Here is a 14796-nt window from a genome sequence, read left to right on the forward strand (position 1 = left end):
CCCTCAGGGCTTCAGCTCGAGATTCAAAAGGCGCAGCATGAGCGATGAGAGGCCAGATTCGAGCTCATCCACCCGCCGCTCGTCTTCCTGCAGGCTGGAGATGAAAGCTCTCAACGGACATCTGGCACTGTCGATCTGAGCGTGCTCGACGGCTTGCAGCGCCAACACCCGGCGCTTGAGCCTAGCGAAAGCCCGAGCCGGCCCTGGTGGAGGAGGATCGAGGTTGCCATCTCGATCGCATCACGGCATCCAATGAGGGCACGGCGCTCGTCGTCGAGCTTTTCTTTATGCAATTGTTCGAGTAGTTCCTGATGCGTTCGATGGACTGCTGGCGCTAGTGATCGGCATAAGCGCTAACACCGACCGCGACTGCCATGAGAACGAGCGGCGCGGCGATCGTCAACGCTCCTGCGCTCGCGATGGCCAGACCCGCAGTCGCCGCGGAACCGCCCGCAGGGGTATGACGATGTCACTGGTATCGGCAGCATCGACGTGAACAAGGCGATCGCCTCGGGCGCGGTGAAGTAGCACTCCACCCGCAGCATCCGTCGTTTAACGCCCGCGACTTGACTCCCGGGCCTGCGACACGCATGCTCGGGAGAGTCGGCACATCGGTGTGCAGCGACATCACGAACGAATTCAAGGGGGATTTCATCGTGCAAAGGAACAACATCCACAGGCGCGTCTTCATGGTCGCGGCGGGCTGCATCACGGCTGCAGCACTCGGGCTGACGGGAGCCGTCTCGGCGTCGGCGGCCCCGTCCGCGAGCCAGGTCGCCCTGGGCGGCAGCCCGCTACGCAGCAGCGTCACCGCCGTGGCCGTCGTGCCGCCGGGCCCGCCCACGGTGCTCTACACCGCGATGTTCCCGGGCCGCGACAGCGAGATCTTCCTCGAGACGGTGCAGGCCGGTTCGTACGGCAGCGCGAAGCCCGAGCAGGTCAGCTACGTCTACGACCTGAACGACGACAACGTGTGGCGAAAGCCGGTCATCCCGGTGTCGCCCGGAGCGACCGAATTCTCCATCCTCGCTCGCGACGGAATCGTGGACGGCCAGGTCAACACCATCCGGCTCAAGGCGCGTGCGGTCATCGGCGGCAGGGTCTACGACAGCGCTCCGAGCGCACCGGTCAGCATGTACGTCTTCGGCAACATCGACTTCGACTACCAGCTGAAGACGGTCGTCGCGGGCGATGCCGTCACGTTCTCGTGGGATGTGCGCTCGATCCTTCACGGGCAGCGCGCGACGTTCGAGTTCACCGACAGCGTGACCGGGCAGTACAGGCCCGTCGATGCGGTGGGCAGTGTCACGGTCAGTGCCGGATTCGGGGCGACAGTCACGGGGTCGCTCCTCGTGACGGGTGAGAGCGTCGACTCCGACTCGCGCTTCTTCTCGACGACGGCAACCACCGGGCCCGCCAGCAGCGGCGCACCCTTCACCCAGACGCCCGCGCCGACCATCGTCGGTACGCCCCTCGTCGGATCGGTGCTGACCGCCCGGGCGGGAACCTGGAAGCCGCTGCCGGTGTCGTTCAGCTACCAGTGGAACCGCAACGGCACACCCATCGCGGGCGCGACCTCCGGGCAGTACACGCTGGTGCCCGACGATGCCGCCGCCACGATCACCGTGAGCGTCACCGGACGTACCCCGAGCGGCACGAGTGCCACCCTCCTGTCGCAGCCCACGGCGGCCGTCGCGGCGAAGGTCATCACCGGTGATCTGGGCTTGCTCTTCGGTACTGCGGCACTCGGCCAGACGCTCTTCGTTCCCACTCCGAACCTGAACGTGGCCGGAGCCGCGATCTCGTACCAGTGGCTGCGCAACGGCATCCCGATCGCCGGCGATACCCGCTCGCGCCACACTGTCACGCGGGCGGATGTCGGCTACGGCCTCTCGGTCACCGTCTCCGCCCGCAAGACGGGCTACACGGGCCTGACGGAGACGTCGTACCAGACGGATCCGATTGCACCCGCGGCCGCCGACTAGAGAGCATCCACGTCATCGGCCGGGGGAGCGGCCTCCTAGAAGTGGGTGGTGCCGTAGACGGGGGCGGTCGGCGCCAGGAGGCTGCGGAGGCGGAGCGCCGCGCCGGGGGTGAGTTCGGTGAGCTGGGCGGCGGCCGCGAGGGTGAGGGGGTCGACCCCGCCGAGGTAGAGCGAGCCCAGGGCGGGCGCGTCGAGCGCGACGTCGGGGGCGGCCGCGTCGTCGCGGGTGACGGTGGCCCGGCCGTCCGCGATCTGCAAGCGGAAGGTCCCCTCCGCGAACCCCAGCGGGTCGGTGACGGCGAGCGTGATCCTGCCTGCGGCCGCGGCTGCGTAGCCCCGCGCCTCGAAGGCGGCGACGACATCGAGTACGCGGATCCAGAGCCAGTCCTCGACGCCGGTGTGTGTGAGCGCGCGCCAGTCGGCGATGGCCCAGCGCAGGGGGTCGTCGGCGGGCGCTGTCTCGCAGACGACGCGATCGATGAGGTCGACGGATGCGAGAAAGGCCCACAGACCGAGGTAGGCATTGTCGTCTGCGGCGACGAGGTCGAGCACCTCGAGCGTCTGCGGATCGGAGTCCCACCCCTTGAACACGTACGAGACGTAACCGTCGAGCGTTCCGGCCTCGGAGTAGTGCACCGCGGCATAGACCCCGAGGTTCGCCTCGGCCTTCTCGGTCGCCCCGCCGGAGATGCGGCTCCAGGTCGCAGCATGCCGGTCCACAGAACCGGGATGTGCGGCGTGGAAGGCCGCGAAGACCGACGGACCGAGGGTGACCAGGTCGGCCGCCTCGACCAGTTCCGTTCGCCCGGTCGGCTCAGCGAGCATCCGGAACCGCGAATCGGTACGCAGCGCGGAGTGACTGACCCAGGTCGCAACCCCGAAACCGAAGCGTCGATAGATAGTCGCCTCTGAGACCGTGAGTGCCGCAACCGGGATGCCTGCGGCCGCCGCAGCGCTGAGGTTGTCGGTCATCATGCGGCGGAGCAGCCCGTTGCGGCGATGGGTGGGGCTGACGGTGACGTTCGACACAAGATGCACCGGAATGAGCGCGGGGCCGCCGACGTTCAGCGTGCTCGGGTACGACGCGAAGGTGGCGACCGGGTCGGATGCGGCGTCTGCGGTACGCAGATACACCCCGGTCAGCTGTCGCGCGTCTTGAGCGAGGTTGCCGGCGGTGCGGGCGAGCTGCTCAGGGGTTGCGCGGTCGTCGTGGAAGCCGCGGCGCTCGGCCTGGATCCAGGCGCCGGTCGCCGGCTCGGCCTGTGCTTGGTCGCCGCCCTCGATGACAGCGGCGGGAAAGGTGCGGAAGTGGTAGTCGTCGGGGGAGCCCATGACTCAACGGTAGCCCGCCGTCTGGCTGCCGGTCACCCGCCGTTCGCCTGGGCGGCCTAGGTTCGGCAGTGTGCTGAACGGGAATCCTTCGCTTGCCGACATCGACCTGCCCTCCGACATCGACGGGAGGGTCGACTTCTGGACCAGCCATCGCCAGTACACGCTGCTGAACCACCGCGCTGACGTCTGGTACCTCTTCTGCCTCGAGAAGTCGACTCCGCAGATGACGCACACGCTCGACGTGCGTGGCTCGGAGTGGGTGGCGTCGCCGATCGACCGCGGCCGCAACGTGCACGCGCCCGACTGGCGCGACGCCCTCCGCCGCGTCGTCGTCTAGGCCCGGCCCTCCACGCCCCACCTCACTTGCAGAACCTGAAGTTGCTGAGGTTCAGAAGCACGCACGCTTCACGGGTCGCGACGCCCGGCAGGGCTGCGACGGCGAGGTACTGCATGCCGTCGCTGTTCGGGTGCAGCGACAGCTCCGAGATGAACGTGGTGGGGTCGAGCACCACGCCGTTGACGTAGGGCTTCTTCGAGCAGACGCTGTGCGTCACCGAGCCCTCGAAGGTGGGAACGTAGGTGAACCCCGCGGCCTGGGCCTGGCTCTTCACCGTCGAGGCGAGCAGGGTCTCGATGCCGTGCAGGTAGGGAGTGTCTGAGTCGGTGAACGGAAAGCTGTTCGCGCTGCCGAGCGGTGTGAAGCAGCTCCCGCTCGCGGTGGCCGGGGCGATGCTGGGGTAGCCGAGCACGAACACCTTGGCGTTCGGTGCCGCCGCCTTGACCGCGGCGTAGGTCGCGGCCAGATCGGTGGCGACGGGGCCGCTGATGGTGGCCGCGAGGTCGTTCTTCGTGAAGGCGAAATAGCTCTGGCAGTTCGGGAACGACGAGAGCGCGGGCAGGTAGAGCGGCCCGGTGGCCGACTTCGCGGCACACACCTTCGCGATGTCGGTGAACTTCAGCCCGTTACCGCCCACCGTGATGGTGACGATCGCGGTCTTGGCCGACAGGGCCGCGGTCTGCACGGGTACCGTCGATCCGTTCGCGAGCGTCTGCGGAGTCTTCCACACGTTGTCGGCCGCTGCTCCGGCGCAGCTCACGTCGGTCAGGTTGAGCTTCAGGGCCTGCGCGAGCTTGTGCGGGTAGTTCGAGGAGGACTGGTCGCAGCCGGTGACACCGCTGGCGGGCGTGAGGCCGATACCCGAGGAATACGAATCGCCCAGGGCGACGTAGTCCACCTTCCAATCGCCACCGCCACCGCCACCGCCATTGCCATTGCCACCGCCATTGCCACCGCCACCGTACGTGGCGCCGACGGAGGTGGTGGCCGATGAGGCGGTTCCGGATGCTGCGACCGCCGTCGCCGCGCCGGCCGGTGTGCCCACGGCGAGTGTGGCGAAGCCCACCAATCCCAGCACGGCGACAATCCGTGCTGTGTTCGCCCTGATCCGACCTGACATCGTGGTGTGCATACCCCTACCGTTCCCTGAGAATTCGTGCCGTCGGCTCAGGATAGTGGGCGCGCGGCCGTAAGCCCCGAAAATGTTCGCTGTTCGAAATACGCAAGGTCGGCCTCACCGTGTCTCGGTGGATCTCCCGCCGGCGACGGCGAGGGTGCCGTTCGAAATGCCCGACCCGAGCGAGTGGTGGTTGCGTCTCGACCTCGCGAACGAGGCCCTGCGCGTCGCGCGTGTTCTGGCGGGTCTCTGAGCGGGTCTGGCACCGGTTTCTCATGTTGGGGTGCTTTGCTGGGGTGTCCGATCCGCCGCTTCTGCACCGAGGGGAGAGAAGTGAACGCCGCCAGCCTTCGTGTCTCGCCCTGGGTCGGGGCTCTGCCCGGGCCCCTGTCGGGCCTGCACGCTGTGCTCACCGCGCTCGCCGGGGTCATCGTCGTGCTGGGTCTCGTCTTCGCCGGATCGACTGCTGCCGACGCCGCGTCGGTCTCGACGCCGGTGTCGTCGTACGCCGCTTCGTCGGTCGATGACCCCGCGGTGGGTGCATCCGCGGTCGCCGCAGACACAGAGGCGCCGCATCCTGTCGGGTACGCGGATGCCCGGCACCGCTCGGTCTCCATCGTGCCCGGCGCACTTCCGGCGCCCGCTGTGAGCCCCGCCGCCCCCACCCCGGGCGGCGAGGCCGGGCAACCCCGGTCATCCAGAGCCCCGTTCACCGGCCGGGTACTGCTTCTTCTGCTGTCGATCAACCGCACCTAGATCTCCCGTGTGGGCCGCCCTGCGGCCAGAAAACGGCTGGCGCCGACCGCGCCGGCCGCATCCACACCCCCCCCCCCGCACCGGAGAGAGCACAGCCTTGCCTAGAACAACCGACCAGACGATTCGAACATCCCTCGCCCAGGGAGCCGGTGCCCTTCTCGGGCTCGTCGGGCTCAGCGCCATCGCCGGGGTGCTCGTCACCGCGATGGTGACACCGATCGTGGCGGTGACGGGGGTGACGGCGACGAGCACTTTGGGCGTGTTCAGCAACCTGCCGGAGTACATAGAACCCGACAAACTCGCCGAGAAGACGAACATCTATGCGGTGAACAACGACGGCTCGCCGGTGCTGCTCGCCTCCGTCTTCGAGCAGGACCGCGAGGAGGTCGCCTGGAACCAGATCTCGCAGTTCGCGAAGGACGCGGTGATCTCGACCGAGGATCCACGGTTCTACGTGCACGGCGGGGTCGACATCGCGGCGACCGCGCGCGCGGCTCTCGGCAACGCGGCATCGGGGGGAGTGGAGTCGGGGGCGTCGACGATCTCGATGCAGTACGTGAAGAACATCCTGGTGCAGCGGGCCGAGGCAATCACCGATCCCGCCGAGCGGCAGCTCGCCTACGAGGAGGCAACGCAGACCTCGATCGACCGCAAGCTGAAGGAGATGAAGCTCGCGATCGGGCTGGAGAAGCAGTTCAGCAAGAGCGACATCCTGCTCGGCTACCTCAACATCGCCTCGTTCGGCGGGGTGACCTACGGCATCCAGTCGGCGTCGAGGTACTACTACGGGGTGGATGCCGCGAACCTGACCCTCGCGCAGGCCGCGAGCCTGATTGCCACCGTGAACGAGCCCAACGGGCTGCGCATCGACGACCCCGACAACATCGCCGCGAACCAGGCCCGCCGCGACCTCGACATCCTGCCCTCGATGCTGAAGGCCAACACGATCACCCAGGGTCAGTACGAGGAGGCCCTGGCGACTCCGGTGACCCCGCAGATCACGCAGGCGTCGACCGGATGCTCGACGGCGAACGGCATCGGCGCGGGGTTCTTCTGCGACTACGTCGGGCGCGTCATCCAGAACCAGGCGGTGCTCGGTCTCGACGAGACCGGGGCTCCGAAGAGCCTCAGCCGCGGCGGGTACGACGTCTTCACGACGCTCGACGTCGACCTGCAGACGGCCGCGCACGCCAAGCTCGACGCGCACGTTCCCGCCTCGAGCTCGGTTCTCGACCTCGGCGCGTCGCTCGTGACGGTGGAGCCCGGCACCGGCAAGATCCTCGCGATGGCCCAGAACAAGACCTACAACGCCGATCCGGATGCCGCGACTCCCGAGAGTACCGCCGTCAATTACGGCACGTCGTTCGACTATGGCGGGTCGACCGGCTTCCAGGTCGGCTCGACGTACAAGATCTTCACGCTGGCCGAGTGGCTGGAACAGAGCAACGCGCTGAACGACCGTCTGAACGGCAACCAGCGCACGTTCGACATCGGCAGCTTCAGGAACTCCTGCGAGGGCGAAGGCGTCGGCACGTATTCGTCGAAGAACGATGGCGGATCGAACCCCGGCACCATCAGCGTGCTGAACGCGACGGCGTCTTCGGTGAACAATGCCTACCTCGCGATGGCCCAGCGGCTCGACCAGTGCGCGATCCGCACGACGGCAGAGGCGTTCGGCGTGGCCCGGGCCGATGGCGACCAGCTGACGTCGTACCCGTCAGACGTGCTCGGCACCAACGAGATCGCTCCGCTCGCGATGGCCGGCGCCTTCGCCGCCGTGGCGAACGAGGGTGTGTACTGCTCGCCCATCGCGATCGCGCGCATCGTCGACTCGGCGGGTGCTGAGCTTCCGGTGCCCGCTTCGACCTGCGCGGCCGCCGTCTCACCGGAGGTCGCCGCGACCATGGCTTACGCACTCACCGGTGTCGTGACCAATGGAACGGCCACAGCCTCCAACCCTCGGAACGGCATCCCGCACTTCGGCAAGACGGGAACGACCGACTCGGAGAAGGACACGTGGTTCGTCGGCTCGACCACCGAGCTCTCGACCGCCGTCTGGGTCGGCAACGTCGTGGGCGGTGTGTCGCTTCGCAACTCCTCGATCGAAGGAGTCAACGGAGCCAGCCTGCGGCACCTCGTCTGGAAGGACTACATGACCGCCGCCGATGGAAAGTACGGCGGGGAGGCCTTTCCTGCACCCGATCGAGCCCTGGTTCAGGGTGTGCAGGTGTCGATTCCGCAGGTCACGGGGCTGTCCGTCTCGGCGGCTCGTTCGGCGCTCACCGGCGCCGGGTTCGAGGTCGCAGACGGCCGCGCCGTGGCCTCCGACCAGAGGGCCGGCGCGGTCGCCCGCACCGATCCGAGTGGTTCAGCCTCCCGCGGTGCGGTCGTCACGGTCTACCCGAGCGACGGCAGCCGTGTGCCGCAGCCGGCGGCGCCCTCTCCGGGGGCTCCGGCTGCGCCGACCATCCCGGGAGCGGTTGTGGGCCCCGCCCCTCTCAACTGAGCGAAATAAGCCCGAAATGTCTATCGCGTATAAATGCTGGTACAGCAGCAAGATGCACGAGAGGCGCAAGCATGAGAATTTTCAACAGTGGGGCAGGCTCGACCCGGGCCGGCCTACGGATCACCGGGCTGGTGGCCATCGGACTGGCCTCCGTGCTGGTCGTGGCGGGATGCACCGACAACTCGCAGTCGACCTCCTCGACGTCGGCGGCCGACAAGACCCTCGTGATCGACAAGTCGTTCGACCTCAAGACGAGTGACCCGGCCCGGGCCTTCGAGCTCACCGGCAGCATCGTCGACAAGGCGATCTACGAGACGGTTCTCGACTTCGACGGCAGCGACGTCACCAAGGTGCAGCCCGGTATCGCGACGTTCGAGGAGAACGCCGACAACACCGTTCTCACGCTCACCATGACGGGAACGCACACCTTCTCCGACGGCTCTCCGGTCACGGCCGACGACATCGTCTTCTCGCTGCAGCGCGTTCAGGGCATCGCGGGCAACCCGTCGTTCCTGCTCGACGGCGTGACCGTCGCCAAGACCAGCGACACCACCGTCACGCTGACCAGCGCGACCTCGAACCCGGCACTGCCGTTCATTCTGCCGAACCCGTCGCTGGGCATCCTGAACTCGAAGGTGCTGATGGCGAACGGTGGTACGACGGGTGCGGATGACCAAGCAGAGGCCTTCCTCAACAAGACCTCCGCGGGTTCCGGCCCCTACCAGCTCGAGTCGTACGACGTGACGACGAAGGTCGCCTTCGCGCTGAACCCGAACTACGCGGGCGACAAGCCGGCCTACGGCCGCGTCGTGCTCGAGAACGTCGAGGGTCCGACCCAGAAGATCAACGTTCAGGCCGGTTCGACGCAGATCGCGCTCGACCTCAATGCCGACCAGGTGCAGGGCATGGACAGCTCGGTGAAGATCACCAAGAACGCCTCGCCGTACCTGATCTACAGCTGGTACAACCAGGACCCGGCCGTCTCGGGCGGCGTGACCGACAACGCCGACTTCGTGAAGGCCGTTCGCCAGGGCATCGACTACAGCAAGCTGCTGTCGATCGCGGGCGAGGGTTCCACCCAGCCCGGCGGCATGGTTCCGTCGATGTTCCTCGGCGCTATCGAGAGCGACCCGGCCAACGTCTTCGACCTCGACAAGGCCAAGGCGTCGCTCGCGGCATCCGGATACTCCGGCCAGCCCGTCACGTTCTCGTACCCGAACGACATCACGGTGAACGGCCTGCAGATGCAGACCCCCGCCGAGGCGATCCAGTCACAGCTGAAAGACGTCGGCATCACGCTGACCCTGGCTCCGTCGCCGATCTCCACCTTCCTCGACGCGTTCCGTGCAGGCACTCTGCAGTCGGGCATCATGTACTGGGGCCCCGACTACCCCGACCCCGCCGACTACCTGGTCTTCAACCCGGGTGAGTCGCTCGGCAAGCGTGCCGGCTGGGCCGCGGGCAGTGACCCCACCGTGACGGCCGCAGCGGATGCCGCGGCTGCGGCAAGCGGCGACGACGCACGGAAGACGGCCTACGAGGCCTGGCAGAATGCGGCCAATGCCTCGGGTCCGTTCATCCCGGTCATCCAGCCCGGCCAGTACGCGGTCTCGACCTCGGAGATCACGCAGCTCGATCTCAATCCGGTCTGGACCGTCGACATCGCCGACATCAAGTAGGTCAGAGCCATCAGCACCACCGAAACGGCGAAGCCTCCGGGTGACGCCAGCACCACACCCAGCGGCTCCCGGGTCGCGGTCACGCTTCGGCGTGGACCGCACCTGGGGCCGCTGGCCCGCTACATCCTGATCCGCTTCGGTATCAGCATCCTGCTGATCTTCGGCGTGACGCTCGTCACCTTCACCCTGGCGAACCTGGTGCCTGCCGACCCGGCGCAGGCCGCGCTCGGTGAGCGTGCCGCCTCCGACCCGGCCATCGTGGCTGCGTTCCGCGAGGCGCAGGGGCTCGACAAGCCGGTCGTGACCCAGTACCTCGTGTACATCGGGCACCTGTTCCAGGGCAACCTCGGCACGTCGACCCAGTCGCACAACCCGGTGTCGCAGGACCTCTCGGTCGCGTTCCCGGCCACCGCCGAACTCGCTCTCTTCGTGATCGTCTTCTCGATCATCATCGGCGTGGGGCTCGGAACATGGGCCGCCCTCCGCCAGAACCGGTTCTCCGACCAGCTGTTCCGGGTGCTGAGCCTCGTGGGCATCTCGATCCCGACGTTCTGGCTCGCCCTCGCCGCGTTCTACGTGTTCTTCTACCAGCTCCGCCTCGCGCCGGGCACCGGGCGGCTGAGCGCCTCGCTGCAGGCCCCGCCCAGGGTCACCGGTCTGTACACGGTCGATGCGCTCGTCGCCGGCCAGTACACGACCTTCTTCAACGCACTCTCGCACCTCATCCTGCCCGGGCTGGTGCTCATCCTGTACACGGTCGGCCTGCTCGTGCGGTTCTCCCGCTCGGCCGTGCTCGACGTGCTGAACCAGGAGTACGTGCTGGCGGCCCGTGCGAAGGGGTTGAGTCCGTCCCGGGTGGTGTTCCGTTACGTGCTGCGGGGGGCTTCCCTGCCCATCCTCACGATCGTCGGCCTCGCTTTCGGATCGCTCCTCTCGGGCACCGTGCTCACCGAGCAGGTGTTCGGCTGGGGCGGTATCGGACAGTACGCCTACAAGTCGGCGACGACCCTCGACCTTCCGGCCGTCATGGGTGTCGGGCTCGTGGTCGGGGTCGTGTACATCCTGACCAACTTCATCATCGACGTCGTGTACGGCGTCATCGATCCCCGGGTGCGTGTGCAGTGAGTATGGCGAAACCGCCTGGCGGTGCAAGCGATTCGCGGCTCGAGCTCGAAGCGGATGCCGCGGCGACCGCGGTGTACGACGAGGTCCAGGATGATCGTGCCGGGGGTTCCGGCGGCTCTGCCGGTCCTGGCGGCTCCGGTGCTTCCGGTGTGAGCTTCAGCGCGCTGCGCAACCGGCTCCGTCTGCCCCCGACCTTCCGGCGTCCCATGGCGATCATCGGCATGTCGATCATCGTGCTGTGGTTCCTGGTCGCGATCTTCGTGCCCTGGATAGCGCCCTACGACCCCCTGGCGCAGCAGTTCGACAGGCTGCAGGCACCGAACGCCGTCAACTGGTTCGGAACCGACTCGCTCGGGCGCGATGTGCTCAGCCGCACGCTGTACGGAGCCCGCATCTCGCTGCCGCTCGCGCTGATCCTCGTGGTCGCCTCGGCCATCATCGGATCGGTGCTCGGCGCCGTCGCGGGCTACTTCGGCCGCGCGGTCGACGAGATCATCATGCGCTTCAGTGACCTGGTGTTCGCGTTCCCCACGATCATCCTTGCCATGATCGTGACGGCTGCGCTCGGGCCGAGCCTGACGAACGCGGTCATCGCACTGTTGCTTGTCTCGTGGCCCAGCTACGCCCGCGTGATGCGGTCGATGGTGCTCGGCGCGCGCTCGCGCGAATACGTGGTGGCCGGTCGGCTGCTCGGGTTCAGCCCGTTCACGTCGCTCCGCCGCGACATCCTGCCGAACGTGGCGGCGCCGGTGCTCGTGCTGGCGACGCTCGACTTCGGCAACGCCATCCTTCTGCTGTCGGGGCTGTCGTTCCTCGGCCTCGGCGCGACGCCGCCGACTCCGGAGTGGGGCGCCATGGTCGCCGACGGGGTGCAGCAGTTCAGCGACTGGTGGCTCGCGGCCTTCCCCGGCCTCGCGATCTTCACCGTCGTGGTCGCGTTCAACCTCGTGGGCGACGCCCTGCGCGACTCGCTCGACCCGCGCACCGCGGGCGCTGTGCAGGGAGTGAAGATCTGATGGCCGAGTACTCTGCCGACACGCAGCCACGCGAGGTGCCACCGGTGGCACCGGATGCGCGCGGCCTCCGGTTGCGTGGCCTCACCCTCGAACTCGGAGCCAAGGGCGCCGCGAAGCAGATCCTGCGCGGCATCGACCTCGACATCCCGGCCGGCTCGATCACCGGACTCGCCGGCGAGTCGGGCTCGGGGAAGACCATGACGGGCCTGGCGATCTGCGGACTCCAGCCCGCGGGATCCCGCCTCGGCGGCACCATCTCGTACACCGGGCCGCGCGGATCGGCCCCGAACCTGCTCGCCCTGAAGCCCCGTGCCATGAACGCCCTGCGCGGGCGCGAGGTGGCGATGATCTTCCAGGACCCGACCGCGAGCCTGCACCCGATGATGACCATCGAGGGGCAACTCACCGACGGAATGCGGCACCACCTGAAGGTGAGCCGGACCGAGGCGCGCTCGCGCGCCCTCGCGCTGCTCGAGCGCGTGAAGGTGCCCGAGCCTGCGACGGCGCTGAAGAAGTACCCGCACCAGTTCTCGGGCGGGCAGCTGCAGCGTATCTCGATCGCGATCGCCCTGTCGTCGGAGCCGAGCGTTCTCATCGCCGACGAACCCACGACGGCTCTCGACGTGACCGTGCAGGCGGGCATCCTGCGCCTGCTGCGGGAGCTCTGTGACAGCCTCGACCTCGCCGTTCTGCTCGTGACGCACGACCTCGGTGTGATGTCGGCCCTCGCCGACACCGTCACCGTCATGCGCTACGGCGAGGTCGTCGAGCACGGCACCCGCTACCAGGTCATCCGCGAGCCGCGGAGCGAGTACACCCGCGCGCTCATCGACGCCCTGCCGCATCCCCCGGCGGAGGAGGGCTCCACCCCTGCGCCCGGCGCCCTCCCTCCCACCCCGACCCGAACGGATCTCCGCTGATGGCCGGCCACCTCACCGTGCGCGACGTCCACGTCGTCTACAAGCTGCCCGGGCGGCGCCAGCTCGCGGCCGTCGACGGCGTGAGCTTCGACCTCGCTCCCGGCGAGGTGCTGGGGCTCGTAGGGGAGTCGGGCTGTGGAAAGTCCACCCTCGCTCGCACCATCTGCGGCCTCGAGCCGCTCGCAGCGGGCACCGTCGAGTTCGACGGGCAGCCCGTCGTAGCGCTTGGGCTCCGCAAGCGGCCGGGGCACCTGCTGCGCATCCAGATGGTTTTTCAGAACCCGTACAGCTCCCTGAACCCGAGGCGACGCGTCGGAGACCAGATCGAGGACGCCCTGGCCATCGCTCCACCGTCGGAACGGTCATCCGTCGACCGTCTGCTCGACGACGTCGAACTCGACCGGGGGGCGGCGAATCTCTTTCCGCACCAGTTCTCGGGCGGACAGCGCCAGCGCATCGCCATCGCCCGCGCCATGGGGGCGCGGCCCGACGTGCTCGTGGGCGATGAACCGATCGCGTCGCTCGACGCCTCGCTGCAGGCCAAGGTCGCCACCCTCATGCGTGATGTCGCCCTGAAGAACGGCGCCTCGCTGCTGTTCATCAGCCACGACCTCTCGGTCGTGCGCGTCGTCGCCGATCGCGTCGCCGTCATGCAGGCCGGCCGCATCGTCGAAACCGGCCCGGTCGCCGCCGTCTGGAACGCCCCCACCGACCCCTACACCCGTCGCCTCCTCGCCGCCATCCCGACGGCCGACGGCCTCGGCCGCCTCCCCGCCGCCTGACCCCGCCACCCCCGCTCCGCGCCCGCCGCCCACCCCCGCCTCCCCCCTGCCCCGACACCGGGGCCACCTGATCGACACGATTCCCCGAAGCCTCTTCGAATAGGCCCGCGGATCATGGATTCTGTGTCCGTTCCTGGGCGCTACAGCTCGAGGGCGGGCGGGGTGGCGGACGAGCCGAGGTAGGCGGCGTCGGTCGCCCGGAGCACACGCAGCACGTTGCCGCCGGCGAGCGCGGCGAGGTCGGGCGCGCTCCAACCGCGGCGGGCGAGCTCTTCGAAGAGCACCGGGTAGCCGTCCACACCCTCGAGCCCCGCGGGGAACTCGTCGGTGCCGTCGAAGTCGCCCCCGAGGCCGATGTGGGCGACACCCGCGACCGCGCGGGCGTGCTCGACGTGGTCCGCGACATCCGAGACCGTCACGGGGGGAGCGGGAGTGGTGCGGGGTCCGTCGAACCAGTCCGAGTACGCCGCGCTGAGGAACTGCGGCACAAAGGTCACCATGAGCACACCGCCGTTGCTCTCCAGCCGTGCGAGGACATCGTCCGGAACGTTGCGCAGGTGCGGAGCGAGCGCCCGGCACGAGCTGTGACTGAAGATGACAGGGGCGGATGTCGCATCCAAGGCCGCGTGCATCGTCGCCGGTGAGACATGCGACAGGTCGACGAGCACCCCGAGGCGGTTCAGCTCGTGGATGTACGACACCCCCCGCTCGGTGAGCCCGTCGTGCAGCGGAACGTCGGTGCCCGAATCGGCCCAGGACGTGTTGTGCACGTGGGTGAGTGTGAGGTAGCGAACCCCGAGGCGTGCGAGCATGCGCAGCACGGCGGGGGAGTCGTTGAGGCTGTGCGCGCCCTCCGCGCCCAGCAGGGAGGCGATACGGCCGGAGGCCTGGGCCGACTCCACCTCGCCGGCGGTGCGGGCGAGGTGGAAGTCGTCGGGGTACCGGGCGATGAGGCGGTACACCCAGTCGATCTGCTCCAGCGTCGCCTGCACAGCGTCAGCGCCGGGCAGCGTGTCTTCGACGTAGACCGACCAGAACTGCGCCCCGACGCGGCCGGCGCGGAGACGGGCGATGTCGGTGTCGCTCCTGAGCCCGCCCTCGAGCCCGTCGACCGAGTACCCGCGGTTGAGGCGGCACTCCCAGGCCCAGTCGTTGTGCCCGTCGATGACGGGGGAGAGGTCCAGGGCCAAGGCGGCGGTCGCGCGCGCGTCGCTGTCAGTCATGGTTCAACGCTACGGCAAC

Annotated in this window: 14 protein-coding genes; 10 read left to right on the plus strand and 4 right to left on the minus strand. The window is 68.4% G+C overall.

The features are described from left to right. Window positions 1-3: 3 nt before the first annotated feature. The gene (locus B7R24_RS17505; protein WP_172582992.1) at window positions 4-168 is read right to left on the minus strand and encodes a hypothetical protein; all 165 of its coding nucleotides are present in this window, start codon (window positions 166-168) and stop codon (window positions 4-6) included. A 488-nt stretch (window positions 169-656) separates the two neighbouring features. On the opposite strand from B7R24_RS17505, the gene B7R24_RS04055 reads away from it, so the two are divergent. Next, window positions 657-1985, plus strand: a complete 1329-nt coding sequence (locus B7R24_RS04055; RefSeq protein ID WP_147303954.1) for a hypothetical protein — start codon at window positions 657-659, stop codon at window positions 1983-1985. Window positions 1986-2020: 35 nt separating this feature from the next. Here the strand turns inward: B7R24_RS04055 and B7R24_RS04060 are convergent, their stop codons facing one another. After that, window positions 2021-3316, minus strand: a complete 1296-nt coding sequence (locus B7R24_RS04060; protein ID WP_116417680.1) for a GNAT family N-acetyltransferase — start codon at window positions 3314-3316, stop codon at window positions 2021-2023. A gap of 70 nt (window positions 3317-3386) precedes the next feature. Between B7R24_RS04060 and B7R24_RS04065 the strand changes: the two genes are divergently transcribed. Continuing rightward, entirely contained in the window at window positions 3387-3653 is a 267-nt protein-coding gene (locus B7R24_RS04065) for a hypothetical protein (protein WP_116417681.1), read from the plus strand. A gap of 22 nt (window positions 3654-3675) precedes the next feature. Here the strand turns inward: B7R24_RS04065 and B7R24_RS04070 are convergent, their stop codons facing one another. Next, on the minus strand, window positions 3676-4785 hold the full coding sequence (locus B7R24_RS04070; protein ID WP_147303955.1) for an SGNH/GDSL hydrolase family protein: 1110 nt from the start codon (window positions 4783-4785) through the stop codon (window positions 3676-3678). Between the two features lie 115 nt (window positions 4786-4900). Between B7R24_RS04070 and B7R24_RS18270 the strand changes: the two genes are divergently transcribed. The 8 genes from B7R24_RS18270 to B7R24_RS18275 all read left to right on the plus strand — a co-directional run bounded on the left by B7R24_RS18270 (window position 4901) and on the right by B7R24_RS18275 (window position 13554). After that, complete coding sequence (locus B7R24_RS18270) at window positions 4901-5023, plus strand: hypothetical protein (protein WP_301182456.1); 123 nt, start codon at window positions 4901-4903, stop codon at window positions 5021-5023. 80 nt (window positions 5024-5103) lie between these two features. After that, the gene (locus tag B7R24_RS04075) at window positions 5104-5526 is read left to right on the plus strand and encodes a hypothetical protein (RefSeq protein ID WP_116417683.1); all 423 of its coding nucleotides are present in this window, start codon (window positions 5104-5106) and stop codon (window positions 5524-5526) included. A gap of 97 nt (window positions 5527-5623) precedes the next feature. Further along, entirely contained in the window at window positions 5624-8032 is a 2409-nt protein-coding gene (locus tag B7R24_RS04080) for a transglycosylase domain-containing protein (RefSeq protein ID WP_116417684.1), read from the plus strand. Window positions 8033-8103: 71 nt separating this feature from the next. Next, a complete protein-coding gene (locus tag B7R24_RS04085) occupies window positions 8104-9711 on the plus strand; it encodes an ABC transporter substrate-binding protein (RefSeq protein ID WP_116417685.1) in 1608 nt (535 codons plus the stop codon). Window positions 9712-9837: 126 nt separating this feature from the next. After that, window positions 9838-10836, plus strand: a complete 999-nt coding sequence (locus tag B7R24_RS04090; protein WP_301182457.1) for an ABC transporter permease — start codon at window positions 9838-9840, stop codon at window positions 10834-10836. A 2-nt stretch (window positions 10837-10838) separates the two neighbouring features. After that, a complete protein-coding gene (locus tag B7R24_RS04095) occupies window positions 10839-11852 on the plus strand; it encodes an ABC transporter permease (protein ID WP_216363605.1) in 1014 nt (337 codons plus the stop codon). Continuing rightward, window positions 11852-12772 carry an ABC transporter ATP-binding protein gene (locus B7R24_RS04100; RefSeq protein WP_116417687.1) on the plus strand — a complete coding sequence of 307 codons (921 nt, stop codon included), beginning with the start codon at window positions 11852-11854 and terminating at the stop codon, window positions 12770-12772. The genes B7R24_RS04095 and B7R24_RS04100 overlap by 1 nt, the downstream gene beginning before the upstream one ends. Continuing rightward, on the plus strand, window positions 12772-13554 hold the full coding sequence (locus B7R24_RS18275; RefSeq protein ID WP_116417688.1) for an ABC transporter ATP-binding protein: 783 nt from the start codon (window positions 12772-12774) through the stop codon (window positions 13552-13554). The genes B7R24_RS04100 and B7R24_RS18275 overlap by 1 nt, the downstream gene beginning before the upstream one ends. Before the next feature lie 140 nt (window positions 13555-13694). Here B7R24_RS18275 and B7R24_RS04110 read toward each other — a convergent pair whose 3' ends face one another. After that, window positions 13695-14777 (minus strand): dipeptidase, encoded by a 1083-nt coding sequence (locus tag B7R24_RS04110; RefSeq protein ID WP_116417689.1) that lies wholly within the window; start codon window positions 14775-14777, stop codon window positions 13695-13697. Window positions 14778-14796 lie beyond the last annotated feature (19 nt).

The organism is Subtercola boreus, from assembly GCF_003399645.1.
GTDB classification, from domain to species: Bacteria; Actinomycetota; Actinomycetes; order Actinomycetales; family Microbacteriaceae; genus Subtercola; species Subtercola boreus_A.